Source organism: Pantoea sp. XAF26B01_ASV70 (assembly GCF_054512635.1).
Map to the genome: position 1 here is coordinate 131,981 of NZ_CM137251.1, position 16,652 is coordinate 148,632.

General features: G+C 54.8%; 16 protein-coding genes. 4 read left to right on the forward strand and 12 right to left on the reverse strand.

The features are described 5' to 3' along the window. Positions 1–68: 68 nt before the first annotated feature. From ACX8ZY_RS00615 to rfaD, 8 genes are all read right to left on the reverse strand, one after another. Complete coding sequence (locus tag ACX8ZY_RS00615) at positions 69–1,202, reverse strand: glycosyltransferase family 4 protein (RefSeq protein WP_010258274.1); 1,134 nt, start codon at positions 1,200–1,202, stop codon at positions 69–71. Next, positions 1,195–2,271, reverse strand: coding sequence for a putative lipopolysaccharide heptosyltransferase III (gene rfaQ / locus ACX8ZY_RS00620; protein WP_010672090.1), 1,077 nt, complete (start codon positions 2,269–2,271; stop codon positions 1,195–1,197). Before rfaQ ends, ACX8ZY_RS00615 begins: the two co-directional genes overlap by 8 nt. Before the next feature lie 73 nt (positions 2,272–2,344). Further along, positions 2,345–3,331: a glycosyltransferase gene (locus ACX8ZY_RS00625; RefSeq protein WP_228312358.1), complete on the reverse strand. Its 987-nt coding sequence runs from the start codon at positions 3,329–3,331 to the stop codon at positions 2,345–2,347. Positions 3,332–3,658: 327 nt separating this feature from the next. Continuing rightward, positions 3,659–4,663 carry a glycosyltransferase family 8 protein gene (locus tag ACX8ZY_RS00630; RefSeq protein WP_158131283.1) on the reverse strand — a complete coding sequence of 335 codons (1,005 nt, stop codon included), beginning with the start codon at positions 4,661–4,663 and terminating at the stop codon, positions 3,659–3,661. A 9-nt stretch (positions 4,664–4,672) separates the two neighbouring features. Continuing rightward, positions 4,673–5,749, reverse strand: a complete 1,077-nt coding sequence (locus ACX8ZY_RS00635; protein WP_158131284.1) for a glycosyltransferase family 9 protein — start codon at positions 5,747–5,749, stop codon at positions 4,673–4,675. Further along, positions 5,746–6,723, reverse strand: coding sequence for a lipopolysaccharide heptosyltransferase RfaC (gene rfaC / locus ACX8ZY_RS00640; RefSeq protein ID WP_010258262.1), 978 nt, complete (start codon positions 6,721–6,723; stop codon positions 5,746–5,748). The genes ACX8ZY_RS00635 and rfaC overlap by 4 nt, the downstream gene beginning before the upstream one ends. After that, positions 6,711–7,766, reverse strand: a complete 1,056-nt coding sequence (gene rfaF, locus ACX8ZY_RS00645) for an ADP-heptose--LPS heptosyltransferase RfaF (RefSeq protein ID WP_421665168.1) — start codon at positions 7,764–7,766, stop codon at positions 6,711–6,713. The genes rfaC and rfaF overlap by 13 nt, the downstream gene beginning before the upstream one ends. Before the next feature lie 17 nt (positions 7,767–7,783). Next, the gene (gene rfaD, locus ACX8ZY_RS00650; protein ID WP_010258257.1) at positions 7,784–8,716 is read right to left on the reverse strand and encodes an ADP-glyceromanno-heptose 6-epimerase; all 933 of its coding nucleotides are present in this window, start codon (positions 8,714–8,716) and stop codon (positions 7,784–7,786) included. A 230-nt stretch (positions 8,717–8,946) separates the two neighbouring features. Between rfaD and ACX8ZY_RS00655 the strand changes: the two genes are divergently transcribed. Then, a complete protein-coding gene (locus ACX8ZY_RS00655) occupies positions 8,947–10,143 on the forward strand; it encodes a glycine C-acetyltransferase (protein WP_158132138.1) in 1,197 nt (398 codons plus the stop codon). Positions 10,144–10,153: 10 nt separating this feature from the next. Next, entirely contained in the window at positions 10,154–11,182 is a 1,029-nt protein-coding gene (tdh, locus tag ACX8ZY_RS00660) for an L-threonine 3-dehydrogenase (protein WP_031591867.1), read from the forward strand. A 28-nt stretch (positions 11,183–11,210) separates the two neighbouring features. On the opposite strand, the gene ACX8ZY_RS00665 is transcribed toward tdh, so the two are convergent. The 4 genes from ACX8ZY_RS00665 to envC form a co-directional block, all read right to left on the reverse strand. After that, on the reverse strand, positions 11,211–12,122 hold the full coding sequence (locus ACX8ZY_RS00665; RefSeq protein WP_154210874.1) for a hypothetical protein: 912 nt from the start codon (positions 12,120–12,122) through the stop codon (positions 11,211–11,213). Next, the gene (locus ACX8ZY_RS00670; protein ID WP_154210873.1) at positions 12,115–13,344 is read right to left on the reverse strand and encodes a glycosyltransferase; all 1,230 of its coding nucleotides are present in this window, start codon (positions 13,342–13,344) and stop codon (positions 12,115–12,117) included. Before ACX8ZY_RS00670 ends, ACX8ZY_RS00665 begins: the two co-directional genes overlap by 8 nt. 104 nt (positions 13,345–13,448) lie before the next feature. Next, positions 13,449–14,351: a divergent polysaccharide deacetylase family protein gene (locus ACX8ZY_RS00675; RefSeq protein ID WP_052271778.1), complete on the reverse strand. Its 903-nt coding sequence runs from the start codon at positions 14,349–14,351 to the stop codon at positions 13,449–13,451. A 3-nt stretch (positions 14,352–14,354) separates the two neighbouring features. Further along, positions 14,355–15,656: a murein hydrolase activator EnvC gene (gene envC, locus ACX8ZY_RS00680; protein WP_029519509.1), complete on the reverse strand. Its 1,302-nt coding sequence runs from the start codon at positions 15,654–15,656 to the stop codon at positions 14,355–14,357. 252 nt (positions 15,657–15,908) lie between these two features. Between envC and ACX8ZY_RS00685 the strand changes: the two genes are divergently transcribed. Further along, a complete protein-coding gene (locus tag ACX8ZY_RS00685) occupies positions 15,909–16,340 on the forward strand; it encodes a rhodanese-like domain-containing protein (RefSeq protein ID WP_010258234.1) in 432 nt (143 codons plus the stop codon). A gap of 19 nt (positions 16,341–16,359) precedes the next feature. Then, on the forward strand, positions 16,360–16,614 hold the full coding sequence (gene grxC, locus ACX8ZY_RS00690) for a glutaredoxin 3 (RefSeq protein ID WP_010258231.1): 255 nt from the start codon (positions 16,360–16,362) through the stop codon (positions 16,612–16,614). Positions 16,615–16,652 lie beyond the last annotated feature (38 nt).

A 16,652-nucleotide genomic window follows, 5' to 3' on the forward strand; every position in this document is an offset into this window, starting at 1 on the left:
TCTAAAAGCAGATTAAAATCAGATGGCGGCATGTTATCAGAAACCCCGCATGCACTCATCCCACATTGTCAGTTGCTGCTCAGGACCTGCTGATAAAGCGAAGTCAGCGCCTGCGCCAGCCGTTGTGGACCATAAGGTTCAATTTTGCGCCGCGCCGCGTCACCCATTCGTGAATCGACGGAAAGCGCCGGTAATGCATTAACAGCCTGATTTAACCCGTTGATATCCAACGCATCACAGACGAAGCCTTCCTGACCAGCGGTAATAAATTCTGCGCCACCGCAGCCAGTGCTGGTAATCACCGGTAAGCCGCAGGCCATCGCCTCCAGTACCACATTAGGAAAAGGATCGTAGAGGGTGGGCAGCAGCAGGCCATCAGCCGCGTGATAGAACGGCTGCACATCCTGCTGTACGCCGACAAAGCGCAGGCGGTCCAGACAGTTAAGCTGATTTGCCAGCTGCTGATACCGCTGCAGTTGCTTATCCTGACCCACCACAATCAGATAACGGTCGCTGGCAGCCAGCGCCTGTATCGCCGCTTTCAAGCCCTTGCGTTCAAAGCCGGAGCCGACATAAATCAGTACGGTGGCCGCATCGGGCAGCGCCAGCTGCTGACGGGTGGCGCGACGTGCTGCTTCCGTGGCGGGCTGGAAACGGCTGGCGTCGATAGCATTATGAATAACGTGGATTTTTCCGGCGTCGAGCGAGAAACAGCGCAGGATATCGCGCTTTACCATCTCAGAATTACAGATCACCGCTTTCAGCGTCGGAGAGTTAAACATCTCCGCTTCCGCCTGCAAGACATAGCGATGATAAGGGCTGAGCACAGCACTCAGTCGTTGCCACGATGAGACGATGCGGGCGCGCTGTTCCAGCCAGACGCGATGAACACCATCACCCGCGCGAAAAATATCACAGCCCGCGATGCGCTCGTGGCTTTGCACAATATCGAACTTTTCGCGCTCCCAGCAGGCGCGTGCTGCACGGGCAAAACCGCGCTCACGGGATACCCGGCCCAGCTTTGCAGGATTACAGATATGCAGATGCCAGTCAGGATTGGGTGTGCCCTGCCAGCTGCGGGTAATGATGTTGAGATCGAGCTGCTCGCTGCCCAGCGCTTCCAGCGCGCGCGAGATAAAACGCTCGGCACCGCCATCCGGACGATATTTCTGCCGGACAATCGCCAGCCGTAACTTACTCATTCAGATAGCTCCTCGCTGCCGCGACCACATCCTTCACCGGAATGGCCGACAGATAACGCTGGTCTGTTTTGGTGTCGATGGAATCGGGTGAGGGCAGCGGGCCATAATCACCCGCCCAGATGACATGATTGTTGTCGCCCCATGGCCGCCAGTGCTGCAGCTTGGTCGGGCCAAACAGCGCAATACAGGGCGTTTCAAGTGCGGCGGCCATGTGCATTGGTGCAGAGTCGACACCAATAAACAGTCGGGCATGATCGATAAGCGCCGCCAGCTGTGGCAGAGTAAACTGACCGGCCAGCGAAACCACATCCGGCGACGCACACAGTGCCCGAATGCGGTTGATCATCGCCAGCTCCTGTTTGTCCGGCCCGGCGGTCAGCACCACTTTGCGGCCCGGCTGCGCCAGCTGATCGAGCGTGGCGGCAACACTCTCCTCTTCCCAGCATTTAAAGCCCCAGCGTGAGGTCGGCTGCACCACAATATAGGGCGCGGTGACCTGATGCTCTGCCAGTCGGGTCAGCACAATTTGCTGGTCAGCGTCGCTGTAGTGCATTGAGACACGTGCGCCGTCGCTGCTGATGCCGAGGGGTGCCAGCGCCGACATATTCTGCTCAACGGTATGCAGCTTGCTGTGATTGTGTGTGGAGACCAGCTGATTGTGACACCATCGCCACAGGACGTTATCACGTTTTTTATAGGCAAAACCGATGCGAACGGGTGCCGCAGAGAGCCGCGTAATCAGGGCAGCCCGCCACTGATCGGCCAGATTAATCACCAGATCATAATGTGCGTCACGTATGGCGCGAATTAATGCACGCTCATGGCCCAGCTTGCGCCAGGTGCCCTCCTGCTTCCATTTACGATCGATGACGTGCAAATGGCGGATAGCCGGATGCGCTTCCAGCATCGGACGCGTCTCCTGATAGAGCAACACGTCGATGCTGGCCTGCGGATAACGCTCATGAAGCGCATTGATGGCGGGTGTTGTGAGCAGCATGTCACCATGATGGCGCAGCTTAATCAGTAATATATTTTTTGGAGAGATGTTTGCTGGAGTCAGGCTGGCCATAAACAAGAGTTCTCAGAATTCAGTGAACCGATTGTAGGGCAAACCCTTTTTAGGATAAAGCCAGCCTCAAAGGTTATTTATCACGCCAGCGATAGAGCCGGGCCAGCCACAACAGCAACTGATACCACTGCTTAATTCCCCGGGCGTTGCGTAACATGCGCAGGTGTGTCCGGGTGGCGAACAGCTCGGCAATGATTGCCTGGCGTGCGCGGGCGTCAGGCTCACGTCTTACACTGTGGCACACGCTGAGCGCTTCATGGGTCACCTGATAGTGAAACGACGGGTAGATCTTCACGCGGTCACGATAGCGGTCATTGAGCTCTTCCAGCAGTCGCGCAATCTTCATGTAGTGACGCTGATACTCTACGTTGCGCTCGCCGGTACGTTTGCGATTGCTGATTGAGGCGTCGTGCATATAGTAGCGATAGAGTACCGCTTCGGTATAACGCACGCGTTTTGCCAGCAGCATAAACTCGGTGGTCCAGGGAATATCCTGATGATGCAGGCCGGGTTCAAACTGCAACTGATGCTGCTCAATCAGTTCCCGGCGATAGATGCCCAGCCAGACCACATGCATATAACGATGGGTTTTCAGTGCGGTATTCAGCCAGTCGGCACCGCTCAGTACCGGCGTGCTGCGCAGGCGATCCAGCGGAATCAGCGGCTTTACCCGCTGGCTGTGTTTGAAAAACCACTCGGCGTTGCACTGTGCCGCATCCAGATTATCTGCTTCCGCCAGCGTCACCAGCGTCTGATACATATCGGGTTGCATGGTGTCATCCGCATCAGGGAAGGTGACATATTTCCCGCGGGCAATCGCCAGCCCGGCGTTACGGGCGTGCGAGACGCCGCCATTTTCCTGATGAATCACACGAATGTAAGAATGCTGCTGTGCATACTGATCGGCGCGCTCGCCTGAGCCATCGGTTGAACCGTCATCGACGATAATGATCTCAAGCAGAGTCAGCGTCTGCGCCAGCAGTGACTGCATGAACTCATCAAACATGCTGCCCGCATTGTACATCGGGGTAATGATACTCAGCAGAGGAGAAGTACTCATGACAATATCTGCACCAGCATTGTATTCACTGCGAAAAGGCGTTGCCTCGTCATAAATCATTTCCAAATCAGCAGAGTGAAATCAGGGAGTTCACAATTATAAAACGATGTTGCATCCCTGCTTTACTAAAAACCACGCCCGACAATAATAATGCGCTATATGCGCTTTTTTTACGCAATGTGGCCGTGCAGGTAAACAGATTATTATGCTGGCTTGCTGTCAGCGCCGTTATTACAGAGGTCGTGGCAAACAGCTGGCGGGATAAGTGACGGGAAAGTCAGGCGCTGAAATAACAGCGCCCGCATCAATCTGATAAACCTGAGTGTGCTATTGCTCACTCTGTTTAAAAAACTTGAGACTGACATACTTCATCATCCAGCTCAGGCTTTCAGCATACTGTTTCTGATGCCATTTTACGCGGGCGAATCGCTTCATTTCTTTATAATGCTTTGGCGTATCAAGCGGTTGTGAAGCCCAGGGTGAGCGCTGGTAATAGCTGTAGTAGCGGTGGGAAAGATCGCTGCCAGCCCATGCATGCCAGGGTTTGCATTTACCGGTGTAGTGAATCATCACTGTCTCTTCAGGCACGCCCGTGTGATCCCAGACTTTATTGGCGATGATGTCGTAAATGTGGTTATAGCGGTCTGGCAGGATCAGGACCTCATCCTCCAGCACGATATTCAGCGCATCCTGATCGGGAAAACCAAACTCTGCGCCCCGCGTTACCAGCACGTCGGTAATGCGCGCGGTGGTCTGCCTTTCGAGCCAGCGTGGAATATTAATCAGCATAAAACCGGAGTTGAAATAGTGGTGGTGCTTCAGCTCCAGCCTTGCGCACTGGTTATGTCGCGCCCGCGGTGTGTCATTACAGGCCGCCAGCGTGTAATCAGTGATATCCAGCGTGAACAGGGGAGAGTAGTCGCCCACCACCAGGGTGTCAGCATCAATATAGATCACCCGATCGCTGTAGCTCGCCACGGTTTCCGGGATCAGGAAACGGTAGTGGATACTTTTGGGATAGCGTCCGACCGCAGGCAGCTGATCAACCCAGGCACGGTTAAAGATATGCAGCGTGATCGCCAGACGATGGCCCGTGGCCAGTGAACGCAGTTTTTCCACATCCTCTTCGCAAAGCGAGTCTGAAAAAACATGGGCGTGGAAAGCGGTATCAGGATGATGGCTGAGAAGTGAAAACAACGTAATGCCCAGGCCACGCGCGTAGGCGTAGTTGATGCCAAACGCAACATGAACCGGATTATCATCCGTGTCAGCAAGCGTGTTAACCAGCAGCTGACTTTGCTGAACGGCCTCAGCAAGAGGGGTAATTGCCATTACGCTTCACTATTCCAGATTATGAGTAATAAACGTTTGTATTCTAGTCAGTTTATCGTGATCCAGCCCGAATAATTTTTCAGCAGGCTGATCAAACTGAAAACGGGTGGCAAAAACGAACGTCGACGCAGCAATATTATCCGGTCCGATAAACAAAACGTTATTGACCGGACGCTGTTCCCGGACTTCACACGGGCCATAAAGCATGATCACCGGTATCTGCTGCGCATCCGCAATATAAGCATTGCCAGAGTCAGAGGAGATGTAGAAATCCATCTGTGCAATGGCCCACGGAACCTCTTCCAGTTTTAGCTCACCAATCAGACTGACGATATTGTCTTTCGGGCCGGTCAGGCTCAGTAACTCATCCAGCCACGGCTGCTCAGCCGGTGGGCCAAACACATAAAAGGTGCAGGGCAGGTCAGCCAGCGACGCCATCAGCTGCTGCCAGATGCTGGCAGGAATGGTTTTAGCCCGGTTACCAGCAGAAATACTGATGCCAATTTTAATACCGCTGCGCGGATTAAGCAGCGCGGCGGGTGGCGCAGGCGGCTGCCAGAGCGGTGAGGTCGCATGCTTAGGGAAATCGGTGTAGCGGTAGTCACGATTAATCAGCTTCAGGTAGCTGTCGAGCGTTAAATCCGTTTTGGTGTGGTCGACAATTCCGCTGGCGCTGCGATAGAAGGTCTTATGGTAGGACTTACGCACATAGGTGCGCAGAAACTGCTTGTTCGATGCGTTGCAGAGCGCGGCGAAAAACAGGTTCACGCTGTTTGGCTGCACCAGATAGACGTTGTCATAGCGGTTCATCAGAGTGAACGCGAGCTTCAGTTTGGCAAAAAAGCTGCGCTTCGCCTCTTCAATCAGGAAATAGCGGCTGACCATGTCATCGTGACGCGCCAGCGGCTCCACCGCTTTGCTGATAAGCAACTCAGACTGACCCAGCGCATGCAGCATCGGGGTGATATTAATAAAATCACCAATCTTCGCCGTCTGGATGATCAGGCTGCGTCCGGTTGGCCGGTAAAACAGCCGCATTATGGCCCGGAAAGGCAGCAACAGCAGGTAGATCAGCACATAGTTCATGGCATGTTTTCCGTAATAACGGCCCGCAGTTTCTCTGCCACCGTGTCAGCAGTCAGCTCTGCCAGATTATGATTCGGGGCGCTCAGTGCCTGTTGGTTCTGCCCGTAACCGCCAATCAGTCCAGGATCGGTCGGACCATACAGCGTGAGGTTGGGGCGATCCAGTGCCGCCGTCAGATGGCTCAATCCGGTGTCCACTGAGACCACCGCGCGTGCGCCCGCCAGCTGTTGTGCTATCGCTTCCAGCGTCAGCTTAGGCAGTACATCGACATGCTCAAATCCTTCTGCAAGGCGCTGCGCACGCTGATGCTCATGTTCAGCACCCCAGGGCAATTTCACCCGCAACCCGCTGGGCTGCATCTGCTCAATCAGCTGTCGCCAGTGTGATTCCGGCCAGTGCTTGTTGTCACGCGTTGTGGCATGCAGAAAGACCAGGTAATGATGTGCGTCAGCGGGCAGATGATGCAGAAAGTGTCCGGCAATCGCGTAGTCACCCTGACTTTGCGGCTTTTCATAGCCCAGGCTTTTGGCGAACAGTTCGCGCGTCCGCTCAACCGCGTGCTGTCGCTTACTGACCTCATGGCGGATGTCATACCACCAGCTGGCGAACGGCTCACGCGCGCTACGGCTGTCCTGCCCATGTTTCACCCCTTTCGATAAGCGGGTGACCAGCGCGGCACTTTTGATCAGGCCCTGTGCATCAATCACGATATCGTACTCACGTGACTGTAACGCGCGCTTAAACAGCACGCGCTCTTCACGCTGCTGACTGCCAAACCAGTGTTTGCGCCAGCGGCGAATCGCAACCGGTAACACCTTATCTACTGCGGGATGCCAGCCAGGAATCTGTGCGAAATTCTCTTCCACTACCCAGTCGAAACGGATGCCGGGAATGGCATGCATTGCATCGGTCAGTGCCGGGAGCGAATGCAGCACATCGCCCATTGACGAAGTTTTAACAATCAGGACGTGCATGGCACCTCCTGTGGCGCGAGCAGTTCGCTCAGCGTCTGATGTACACGTTCAGGCTGAATATCGATCAGGCTCTGGTGATAGCCCTGTTCGGCATCGCCTTTGCGCACTTTGTGATAGCCGGTAATCAGGCGAATAATTCGCGCCTGCTTTGCCAGCGGCGGCGTAAAGTCAGGACTGCTTGGTCCATAGAGCGCCACCAGTGGACGATCCAGCGCCGCGGCGATATGCATCAGGCCGGAGTCGTTGCTGACCACGGCACGGCATTGTGCCAGCAGAATCACCGCCTGTTCCAGCTGGGTTTCACCCGCCAGATTACGGCAGTGGCCGCGAGCCTCTTCGGGCAGCGCCGCGATAATCTCTTCGCCGGTCGGGCGATCTTTGGCGGAGCCAAACAGCACGATCTGAAAGCCTTCAGCAATCAACTGGCGGGCCAGCGTGGCGTAGTGATAGTGCGGCCAGCGTTTGGCCGGACCAAATTCAGCGCCCGGACAAAAACCGATGACCGGACGGGTCGCGGCGAGCTGAAACTGGGTGGCCGTTTCAATTTTTTCCTGCTCTTCAACCTGCAGTTTTGGCCACAACAGCGGCTGTGGCAGCTGCGCCGCCGACGCAACAGGTGTGTCGTAGCCCAGCGCAACGTAGCGCTCAACCATCAGCGGAAACGCGGCTTTATCCAGCACGCGCAAATCATTCAGCAGGCCATAGCGCATTTCACCGCGCCAGCCGACGCGGCGTTTTATTCCGGCAAAGAAGGGGACCAGCGCCGACTTGAAGGAGTTAGGCAGCACATAAGCACGGTCGTAGTGACTGGCGCGCAGCACTTTGCCCAACCGGCGACGCTTACCGATTTCCAGTGCGCCATGCCCAAGTGGCATCGCCAGCGCCTGATTCACCTCCGGCATGCGTGACAACAACGGACGGCACCATGCAGGTGCCATCACGTCAATCACCGCATCGGGATGTTCGGCCTTGAGGGTGCGATAGAGACTTTGCGACATCATCATATCGCCGACCCACGACGGGCCGATTACCAGAATTTTCATCGCCGGAGCAGCTTCCTTTATGCGTTACGGTTCAGCCAGACCATATAGTCAGCGACGCCCTGCGCCACCGTTTTAAATGGCTTGTCGTAGCCGGCCGCACGCAGCTTAGTGAGATCGGCCTGAGTATAGGCCTGGTACCGTCCTTTGAGTTTTTCCGGGAACGGGATGTACTCGATCTGACCTTTCTGGTGGAACTTCAGTACTGCGTCAGCCACTTCCTGGAAGGACTCGGCGCGGCCTGTGCCACAGTTGTAAATCCCGGAGACGCCATTTTCCCAGCACCACAGGTTCACTTCCGCAACATCATCAACGTGGATGAAATCACGTTTAAAGCCGTCGCTGCCTTCAAACAGTTTTGGATTTTCATCGTTGCTGATCTGCGTGTTCAGATGGAATGCCACGCTTGCCATGCTGCCCTTGTGGCCTTCACGCGGTCCATAGACGTTGAAATAGCGGAAGCCGCATACCGGCGAGTTCGCTTCCGGCAGCATCTGACGGACGTAATGGTCGAACAGCATCTTAGAGTAGCCATAAACATTAAGCGGCTGCTCATACTGACGCTCTTCAATGAAATTCTCGTTGCGTCCGCCGTAGGTCGCTGCGGAAGAGGCGTAGAGGAACGGGATCTCGCGCTCAAGACAGAAGTGCAGCAGCTCTTTGGAGTACTGATAGTTGTTCTCCATCATGTACTTGCCATCCCACTCGGTGGTGGAGGAGCAGGCGCCCTGATGGAACACCGCTTCGATCGGGCCTAAATCATCGCCCGCCATCACGCTCATCAGGAACTCTTCTTTGTCCATGTAATCGACGATATCCAGGTCGACTAAATTGGCAAACTTGGTGCCATCCTTCAGATTATCCACCACCAGAATGTCGGTGTGACCGCGATCGTTCAGCGCTTTGACGATGTTGCTGCCAATCATTCCTGCGCCGCCAGTTACGATAATCATGTTGTTACCTTCAACGTTGTGGGGTGAAACAGGAGGTTTCACACACGAATACCTCACATCATAACATTTCATCAGGGTGCAGACAGCCAGATGACTCTGTAACGCTTTGTGCGTACATCCTTGTGGCGTGAACTATGCTGCAAAAATGACATTCTGTTGGGCGATTTATCGTGAAGAAGCGGCATGTTCAGTAAGATATGCCAGATTTTTGCCATCTGAGGAGAGCAATGATGCCTGCGCAATTTTATCAACAACTTCGTCAGCAACTTGATGATGCACGTCAGGAAGGACTGTTTAAACAGGAGCGGATCATCACCTCTGCCCAGCAGACGGAGATCGCGGTTGGCGATAACCCGGCGGTGATTAACTTCTGTGCCAATAACTACTTAGGTTTAGCGAACCATCCGGCGCTGATTCAGGCGGCAAAAGAGGGGATGGATTCGCATGGTTTTGGTATGGCGTCGGTGCGCTTTATTTGCGGCACGCAGGATAGTCATAAGCAGCTGGAAAAGCGGCTGGCAGACTTTCTCGGCATGGAGGATGCCATTCTTTACTCCTCCTGTTTCGATGCCAATGGCGGTCTGTTTGAAACCCTGCTCGATGCGCAGGATGCCGTCATCTCTGATGCACTGAACCACGCTTCCATTATCGATGGCGTCCGGCTGTGCAAAGCGCAGCGTTACCGCTATGCCAATAACGATATGGCGCAGCTGCGCGCCTGCTTGCAGGAAGCGCGCGATAAAGGCGCGCGTCATATTCTGATCGCCACCGATGGGGTCTTCTCAATGGATGGGGTGATTGCGAATCTGCCCGCTATCTGCGATCTGGCCGACGAGTTCTCTGCGCTGGTGATGGTGGATGATTCCCATGCGGTGGGCTTTGTCGGGAACGCCGGACGCGGAACCCATGAATATTGCGATGTGATGGGCCGGGTCGACATCATTACCGGCACGCTGGGTAAAGCGCTGGGTGGCGCCTCCGGTGGCTACACCGCCGCAAAAGCAGAAGTGGTGGAGTGGCTGCGCCAGCGTTCCCGTCCCTATCTGTTCTCTAACTCGCTGGCCCCGGCCATTGTTGCCGCCTCGCTGCGGGTGCTGGATCTGCTCAGTAAAGGCGACGGGCTGCGTCAGCGTCTGTGGGACAACGCCCGTTACTTCCGGGAGCAGATGACGGCGGCGGGCTTTACGCTGGCGGGAGCCGATCACGCCATTATCCCGGTGATGCTGGGTGAAGCCAGCGTCGCCCAGGAGTTCGCCCGCCTGCTGCAACAGGAAGGCATCTACGTTACCGGCTTCTTCTATCCGGTGGTGCCAAAAGGTCAGGCACGCATTCGCACCCAAATCTCTGCGGCGCATACCCAGCAACAGCTGGAACGTGCGGTGGCGGCCTTTACCCGTATCGGCAAACAACTGGGCGTTATCGCCTGAGGAGTCCGTCATGAAAGCACTCGCCAAACTGAAGAAGGAAACGGGCATCTGGATGGTGACCGATGCGCCGGTTCCGGAGCCGGGCCACAACGATTTGCTGATTAAGATTCGCAAAACCGCTATCTGCGGTACCGATGTCCATATCTACAACTGGGATGACTGGTCGCGCAAAACCATTCCGGTACCGATGATTGTCGGTCATGAATATGTGGGGGAAGTGGTTGCGATAGGACAGGAAGTGAAAGGCTTTACGATTGGCGATCGGGTCTCGGGCGAGGGGCACATTACCTGCGGACATTGCCGTAATTGCCGTGCCGGGCGAACCCATTTATGCCGGAACACAATGGGTGTAGGCGTTAATCGGCAGGGCTGCTTTGCGGAGTATCTGGTTATCCCGGCCTTCAATGCGTTCAAAATTCCCGACAACATTTCCGATGAGCTGGCGGCAATCTTTGATCCATTCGGCAACGCCGTGCATACCGCGCTATCGTTCGATCTGGTGGGTGAGGATGTGCTGATCTCCGGCGCGGGTCCTATCGGCATCATGGCCGCCGCGGTCTGTCGCCATGTCGGCGCACGCAACGTGGTGATCACGGACATCAATGAGTATCGTCTGGCACTGGCGCGCAAAATGGGCGTCACGCGCGCGGTCAATGTGGCGAATGAGGATCTGCGAGACGTGATGCACTCGCTGGGCATGACGGAGGGATTCGATGTCGGACTGGAGATGTCTGGTGCACCGCCTGCCTTCCGTTCATTGCTGGAGGTAATGAATCACGGAGGGCGGATTGCACTGCTGGGCATCCCGCCGGGTGAAATGGCGATCGACTGGAACCAGGTGATCTTCAAAGGGCTTTTTATCAAGGGCATTTATGGCCGGGAGATGTTTGAAACCTGGTATAAAATGGCGGCGCTGATCCAGTCCGGGCTTGATTTAACGCCGGTTATTACCCATCGCTATGGAATCGACGATTTCCAGCAGGGCTTTGATGAGATGCGTTCTGGACGCTCGGGAAAGGTGATACTGAGCTGGGATTAAAACAACGGCCGCCAGGGCGGCCGCATGATTAGCTTTGTTTTTTCTCTTCATCGGTCAGGTAGCGCACTTTGCGCGTGTAGTCCTGGCCTTTAAAGTTCAGCGGCTGTTGCGGATCGGCGAGGTATTTTTGCCATTCCGACAGCGGAAAGCCGCCATGTGCGCCTACCACTTCAGGCGGGATCACCGCCGACTGACCGCCAATTTTCTTTGATACCGGCCAGTTAGCCCATTCGCCCAGATTGACGGTTTTAATATCCAGCATGTCCAACAATACCGCGAGCGGCGGTTGATCGGTCGGTGGCTGATTGTCGTTCATTAAATTCCAGGTATCATTAAACAGCGTCAGCCACAGCGGTGAAATACGCTGCCAGACCTCCCGTGTCGCCGCCAGATAAGCACTGTTTACATGGTCGACCAGGTAAGGACGAATACTGGGCAGATAATAGGCGGGAATCGACTCTTCAGGCGCGCCTTCCAGCTTGGCAATCATCTTGCCCTGACGGAAGCTGGAGTAGAGATGGCCTGGCTTCATCCGGATATCAGGCATTTTCAGCAGATTCAGGTCGGAATCGATCATCAGAATGCCGTCGCCTTTTGCCTGTAAGGGCGCCTGCAATTTAATCAAACGACTGCGATAGATCTGCTTGTAGCGATAGCTCTCTTCCCGATGCGGGACATCCAGCGTCGCCACGCGGGTTTTTACTGGCAGGCTGCCAAAGGCGTGAGCCGGCTGATCGCTGACAATTACGATCTCTTCAGCCTCTGTCGCAAAGCGTGCCGCAAAATCGGCACTGAGCAGGGCTTCTTCAATAAAGTCCGCGCCGGTGCAGGGGATCACGACAGAAGTGACCGGTACAGTGCCCTGAACCTCTTTTTGCGAATAAGGCAGGTTATGACTCGCCCTGATATGGCGATAACGGGGATTTAAAAAATTAAGCATGAGGTTTCTTTTCCACGACGCTTTGCAAAATATTCTCGACGCCGCTGATATAAGTTTCAATAGCGTACTGTTCACGTACGCGTTTCGCTGCCGCATTGATCAGGCGTTGACGTAAATCCGCATCCTGCCACAGCGCGGTCAGATGCTGGGTCAGTTGCACCACGTTGCCATAATCAAACAGCAGCCCGGTTTCGTCATGACTGATCAATTCGGCAGTGCCGACCACGCGGGATCCCACTACGGCGGTATTCACCAGCATCGCCTCCAGCACAACCCTTGGTAAGCCCTCACTGCGTGAGGCAAGAATAAACGCATCAAAGGCGGTGAGGTAATCCAGCGCGTTGTTCTGAAAGCCCGTAAAGACCACATGCTGCTGGATGTTCTCTGCGGTAGCGAGTTGCAGCAGATGCTGAAGTTCCGGACCCGCTCCGACCACCACCATCTTCCAGTCGGCATCGGGATTAGCACGTTTAAAACGGCCCAGTGCCTGCAGAATATGGTGATTAGATTTACGCAATATCAGCGAGCCGATCGTGCCAAACACAAAAGTCGAAGGGGAGAGTTTAAAGCGCTGGCGTACTTCAAGGCGGTCGGGCAGAGGCTGGTGGATGTCGATAGCGTTATTGACGGTAAAACAGCGTTCCGCATCAACACCGTGGCTGCGCAGGGTGTTATTCACGCCCTGCGACACGGCAATGATCGCCTGGCAATCCTGATTGACCATGCTGACAAGCCGCGGTTCCAGAACCGGATCGATACGGCAGTGTTGCACTACCGCAACATCCAGGCTGCGCGCCGCCAGATAACCTTCCACATTGGTGCTGGGCTGGTTATTCATATAGAGCGTGTCAAACTTCCCCAGCTGCAGCAGTGAGTTGATTTTGCTGGCATTGGGCATAATGCGCCAGTGTGTATCAATCTGATCGATGGCGCGCTTCTTGAGCTTTTTATTAAAAAACAGCAGTGCCCGCGCGACTTCTTTAACAAACTTTGCCCAGCGTGGTTGCCTGATTTGCGGAATAAAAAAGACCGGGATAGCCAGCGCATTCAGCGTGGCCTCAATGGTTTCGTCGTTGCCACGGCTGTAGTTGTGATAGAAGCAGCAGGTGATATCAAACTTTTGACGATCGATACGCTTCAACAGCTCCAGCATACTGTTGGTGCCGCCGCCCCACTCTCTGCCGTTATCCAGCAGCAGGATTTTTTGTTTAATAATCGTCATCCCTATCACTGTTCCTGCACAGCCTGTTATTGCCCGACCCAGGATTATAGTAATTTCTGCGTATAAATGAACGCTAAGCTGAACACTTAGCATTCATAGCAAATTCAGAACAGATTTTTTAGCGTGTTAAACAGCGGGCTGTTATTCACACTTTCCGCTATTACCGTTAAGGCTCGGGTGGCAGGAACCGGCGCCAGAGGCTGTTTCGGTTTACACAGGTCTGCAGGCTGGAAGCGCGGTGTCACCGGTTTTGCCGGCGCCACAGGCGGCCGTGAGCCGCTGTGCAGTGATTCGTTCAGCAGCTGACTGGGACGAACCAGCGTAACGTCGGCTGGCAATGTGGGTAACATCTGCTGCAGCACCCGCACGGTGTTAGGGTGGGGATGACCAATGGCAATGGCGTAACCGTCGCGCTGCGCCAGTTTCACCGCCCGACTGAACTGCTGGCGGATGGCATTAATATCCTGGCTGTCATCCAGAAATACCCGGCGTTTTAATACCCTGACCTGGGTGCCCTGTGCGGCAGGAACAGCCTGACTGTTAGCGATGGTCATGCTATCCAGAAAGTAGAGATTGTAGTGGTTCAGCGCCTGCATCACTTTCTGCATGCCGGGCAGGCTGGAGGTCATCCTGCTGCCCATATGGTTGTTCAGACCTACGGCATAAGGCACGTTGTTAACCGCATTGCGCATGATGCGGGTAACTTCTTCGCTGCTCATCTCCGGCGTTAAGGTATCTTTTTCCAGTGGCTGTTTGCTCAGCGGCGCCATGGGCAGATGGATCAACACTTCGTGACCACTCTGGTGCGCTTTGGTGGCCATTTCACGGGCATGTGGCGCGTTGGGCAAAACCGCCACTGAAATGGCCTGCGGCATCTGCAGGACCTTGTTCTCTTCGGCAGGGCGATAGCCTACGTCATCGATGACAATGGCCAGTTTGCCCGCCTGCGCAGCGTAGCTGAACAGCAGGGCGCTCAACAGAACGGGGATTTTTCGAAGTTGCAGCAAAACCTATTTTCCTAACCACGGGAGTGGATTGACGGCCTGTCCCTGACGTCGGATTTCAAAATAGAGCGACGGAGTACCGCGGCCACCACTGGTGCCCACCAGTGCGATAGGCTGTCCTGCCTTCACCTGCGTACCCACGCTCACCAGCGCACTTTGGTTATAGCCATACAAGCTCATATCGCCTTTACCATGTTCCAGCACGACCACCAGGCCGTAGCCCTGTAACCAGTCGGCCATCAGCACGCGGCCATCGGCGATAGCTTTCACCTCGGTACCTTCGCGCGCATCAATCACCAGTCCTTTCCAGCGCAGTTCACCCTGCAGCTGTTCACCAAAACGATGTTCAATGCGTCCGCGTACCGGCCACAAGGCCTGCCCGCCCGCGCGACCAAGTCCACCGGTGCGCGCCACCAGTTCGCGTTCGCTCTGGGTCGGCTGATAGCTGGAGCCTTTGGCTTTCGCCTGCGCCTGACGCTGACGCACTTTTTCCGCCTCACGCGCTTCACGGGCGGCGCGCTCGCGCGCCTCGCGTTCCGCACGGGCGATCTTATCCTGCAGACGGCTTTCGTTCTGACGCATCTCGACCAGATCGGCCTGATCTTTTTCCAGCGCGCTTTCCAGTGTCGTCAGGGTTTTTTTCCGCGCTTCGCTCGCCTGTTGCAGCTTCTGCTGCTGGCCCTGCTGCTGCGCTAATAAGCCTTTCTGCTGCTGTTGCTTCTGCTCCAGCGTGGCGCGTTGCTGAGCCAAATCCTGACGCGTCTGTTGCAGCGATTCGATACTTTTCTGGCGCGCCGCATTCAGATAGCCGAAATAGGCCAGAATACGCTCGCTGCGCTGACTCTCTTCACCGCCCATCAACAGCTGTACACCGTTGTGCTTACCCTGACGAAACGCCGCATCAAGCTGCTCTGAAAGCAGGTTTTCCTGTTGGGTTTGCTGTTTTTCAAGGCGGGCGATGGAGGTGGCAAGCTGTTTGATTTCGTCATTCAGGGCGTTGAGGCTATTGCGGGTGTCACGCAACTGACGGCTCGCCTGAGCGATGATTTTTTCCTGGCTCTGCAACTGATCCAGTAATTTGCTGCGCTGCAACTTTTGCGCCTTAACGCTTTTCTCTTTTTCAGCGATGTTTTGCTGAATAGATTGCAGCTGAGATTTGCTGTCTTCTGCACTAACGGCGGCGGCAGGCAATAACAGTGCCCCCGCACAAAGCAGGCTAAGGGAGAGGCTGGACAAGTGTGTGAACAACGGCAGGTTATCGCCGTTGGGACGGGTCCTTGTGTGCGAAACGGTTGTTTTTCCCTTCATAGGCCAATGATTATTCCACGATGAACCGCCGCTTACCAGTGCTCCCCACTGGCATTTGCTTTTCCAGTTATGTCCACTTTCACAATGACATGGATTAAGCCTTACGCCATTTTTGCTATTCAGCCACTTTTTTTGGAAAATGAAGCACAAATCGATACTCTGGCCGCATAGCATCTGTACATGCGAAGTGGCGCAGGTATACTCAGAACCCTTGTTTTAGCTTATTAGCCCGGTCTGGAGTCGTTACCCCTCATGCAAGAAATTATGCAGTTTGCAAGCAATCACCCCATCCTGAGTCTGGCATGGGTCGTTTTACTCGTTCTGGTGATTGTGACTACCGTTAAAGGAATGTTCTCTAAGGTAAAAACGATCAGCCGCGGTGAAGCAACCCGCCTGATTAATAAAGAGGACGCGGTAGTTGTAGACGTGCGTTCGCGCGACGATTTCCGCAGAGGCCATATTTCAGGTGCGCTGAATGTCGCAGCCGCTGAGATTAAAAAAGGCAACATCGACGAACTGGCAAAGCATAAAGCGCAGCCCATAATTGTGGTGTGTGCAACCGGACAAAGCGCGGGTGATTCTGCTGCGCATCTCAGCGCGGCCGGCTTTGAGCGGGTTTCAGTGCTGAAAGATGGTATCAGTGGCTGGAGCGGCGAAAATCTGCCGTTAGTTCGCGGCAAATAATCTTACAGAGGTGCTGATCATGGCAAATGTTGAAGTGTATACCAAGGCGACTTGCCCTTACTGCCATCGGGCGAAGGCGCTGTTAACGCAAAAAGGCGTATCGTTTCAGGAGATCCCCATTGATGGAGACATGGCGAAACGCGAAGAGATGATCAAGCGTAGCGGCCGCACCACCGTGCCTCAGATTTTTATTGATGCGCAGCACATTGGTGGCTGCGACGACTTATTCGCACTCGATAATCGCGAAGGTTTAGATCCCTTACTGCAGGCGTAATTTTACGCCGGACAATCTCATACATAGGATTTGGTCAC

What these genes read in the sequence shown, in the direction of transcription:
- rfaD (WP_010258257.1), bottom strand. Translation starts at nt 8,716, where the DNA reads ATGATTATCGTAACTGGCGGCGCAGGAATGATTGGCAGCAACATCGTC.
- ACX8ZY_RS00630 (WP_158131283.1), bottom strand. Translation starts at nt 4,663, where the DNA reads ATGGCAATTACCCCTCTTGCTGAGGCCGTTCAGCAAAGTCAGCTGCTG.
- tdh (WP_031591867.1), top strand. Translation starts at nt 10,154, where the DNA reads ATGAAAGCACTCGCCAAACTGAAGAAGGAAACGGGCATCTGGATGGTG.
- ACX8ZY_RS00635 (WP_158131284.1), bottom strand. Translation starts at nt 5,749, where the DNA reads ATGAACTATGTGCTGATCTACCTGCTGTTGCTGCCTTTCCGGGCCATA.
- grxC (WP_010258231.1), top strand. Translation starts at nt 16,360, where the DNA reads ATGGCAAATGTTGAAGTGTATACCAAGGCGACTTGCCCTTACTGCCAT.
- envC (WP_029519509.1), bottom strand. Translation starts at nt 15,656, where the DNA reads ATGAAGGGAAAAACAACCGTTTCGCACACAAGGACCCGTCCCAACGGC.
- ACX8ZY_RS00685 (WP_010258234.1), top strand. Translation starts at nt 15,909, where the DNA reads ATGCAAGAAATTATGCAGTTTGCAAGCAATCACCCCATCCTGAGTCTG.
- ACX8ZY_RS00665 (WP_154210874.1), bottom strand. Translation starts at nt 12,122, where the DNA reads ATGCTTAATTTTTTAAATCCCCGTTATCGCCATATCAGGGCGAGTCAT.
- rfaF (WP_421665168.1), bottom strand. Translation starts at nt 7,766, where the DNA reads ATGAAAATTCTGGTAATCGGCCCGTCGTGGGTCGGCGATATGATGATG.
- ACX8ZY_RS00670 (WP_154210873.1), bottom strand. Translation starts at nt 13,344, where the DNA reads ATGACGATTATTAAACAAAAAATCCTGCTGCTGGATAACGGCAGAGAG.
- ACX8ZY_RS00655 (WP_158132138.1), top strand. Translation starts at nt 8,947, where the DNA reads ATGCCTGCGCAATTTTATCAACAACTTCGTCAGCAACTTGATGATGCA.
- ACX8ZY_RS00615 (WP_010258274.1), bottom strand. Translation starts at nt 1,202, where the DNA reads ATGAGTAAGTTACGGCTGGCGATTGTCCGGCAGAAATATCGTCCGGAT.
- ACX8ZY_RS00625 (WP_228312358.1), bottom strand. Translation starts at nt 3,331, where the DNA reads ATGAGTACTTCTCCTCTGCTGAGTATCATTACCCCGATGTACAATGCG.
- rfaQ (WP_010672090.1), bottom strand. Translation starts at nt 2,271, where the DNA reads ATGGCCAGCCTGACTCCAGCAAACATCTCTCCAAAAAATATATTACTG.
- rfaC (WP_010258262.1), bottom strand. Translation starts at nt 6,723, where the DNA reads ATGCACGTCCTGATTGTTAAAACTTCGTCAATGGGCGATGTGCTGCAT.